The sequence below is a fragment of the Kitasatospora sp. NPDC097643 genome (assembly GCF_040302625.1).
GTDB lineage: Bacteria > Actinomycetota > Actinomycetes > Streptomycetales > Streptomycetaceae > Kitasatospora.
In genome coordinates, this window is the sequence record NZ_JBEOSA010000166.1 from 1 (window position 1) to 1,707 (window position 1,707).

The window sequence follows — 1,707 nt, forward strand, 5'->3', positions numbered from 1 at the left end:
GGCGGTCACTCCCTGCTGGCGACCCGGCTGATCAACCGGGTGCGCAGCGTGCTGGGTGCCGAGCTGTCCCTGCGGACACTGTTCGACGCCCCGACCCCCGCCACCCTGGCCCGCCGCCTGACCGAAGGAGATTCGCGTCCGGCACTGGCGGTGCGGCCGCGGCCGGAGTTGCTGCCGCTGTCCTTCGCCCAGCAGCGCCTGTGGTTCCTGCACAAGCTGGAAGGTCCCTCCGCCACCTACAACATCCCCTTGGTGCTGCGGCTGACCGGCGAGCTCGACCCGGCCGCGCTGGAGGCGGCGCTGAACGACGTGATCGCCCGGCACGAGCCGCTGCGCACGGTCTTCCCTGACATCGACGGCCGGCCCCACCAGCAGATCCTCGCCCCGGCGACCGCCCACCTGACCCTGCGCACCGAGGACGCCGACTCCCCGGAACAGTGCGACCGGCTGATCCACGACCTCACCCGCCGCGGCTTCGAGCTCGATCACCAGATCCCCTTGCAGGCCGTCCTCCTGACACTGAGCCGGTTGGAGCACCGCCTCGTCCTGGTGATGCACCACATCGCGGGTGACGGCTGGTCGATGACGCCGCTGGCCGCGGACCTGGTGGCCGCCTACGCCGCCCGCCGCGGCGGTGAGGCACCGCAGTGGTCGCCGCTGCCCGTGCAGTACGCGGACTACACGCTCTGGCAGCACGAGCTCCTCGGCGAGGAGACCGACCCGGACAGCCTGCTGCGCCGCCAAGCCGCCTACTGGACCGATCAGTTGGCCGGTCTGCCCGAGCTGGTCTCGGTCCCGACCGACCGGCCCAGGCCCGCTCAGCCGTCCTACCGCAGCGACACGGTGGACTTCTCGCTCGACGCCCGCACCCATGCCGCGCTGCGCGAGCTGGCCCGCTCCACCGACACCACCCTGTTCATGGTCCTGCACGCCGGGCTGGCCGCGCTGCTGACCCGGCTCGGCGCGGGCACCGACATCGCCATCGGCTCCCCGATCGCGGGCCGCACCGACGAAGGCCTGGACGACCTGATCGGCTTCTTCGTCAACACCCTGGTGCTGCGCACCGAGGTCTCGCCCGACCTGGCCTTCCGCGACCTCCTCGCGAGGGTCCGGGAGACCAACCTGGCCGCCTACACCCACCAGGACATCCCGTTCGAGTACCTGGTGGAGGCGCTCAACCCGCAACGCTCGACCGGTCACCACCCCCTGGTCCAGGTCATGCTGGCGCTTCAGAACAGCACCGACCTCGCCTTCGAACTCCCAGGTATGGAGGCCCAGTTCCTCGACCCGGGCGCCGGTGGCACCCAGTTCGACCTGGTGCTGAACGTCGGCGAGACCTTCGATTCCGACGGCAGCCCGGCAGGGCTCTCCGGCCTGATCGAGTACGCGACCGATCTCTACGACCGGGCAACGGTGGAGACGTTCGGCCTGCGGTTCGTTCGCGCGCTCGCCGGGGTGGTCGCCGAACCGGCACTGTGCGTGCGCGAGTTGGCGATCCTCGGCGACGAGGAGCGGCGGGAGCTGGCCGAGTGGAGTGGTTCGGCGGGCGTCGCCGGCGAGGTGACGTTGCCGGGGCTGTTCGAGGCGCGGGTTCGGGCGACTCCGCAGGCATCGGCGCTGGTCGACGCCGCGGGCGTGGTCTCGTACGCGGAGCTGGATGCGCGGGCGAACCAGATCGCGCACTGGCTGATCGCCCAAGGCGCGGGG

General features: G+C 71.5%; 1 protein-coding gene. It reads left to right on the forward strand.

Annotation, left to right across the window (positions count from 1 at the left end; translation table 11 throughout):
• Positions 1-1,707, forward strand: a 1,707-nt coding sequence (locus ABTY15_RS39610; RefSeq protein ID WP_350607640.1) for a condensation domain-containing protein, incomplete at both ends; no start/stop codon positions are given.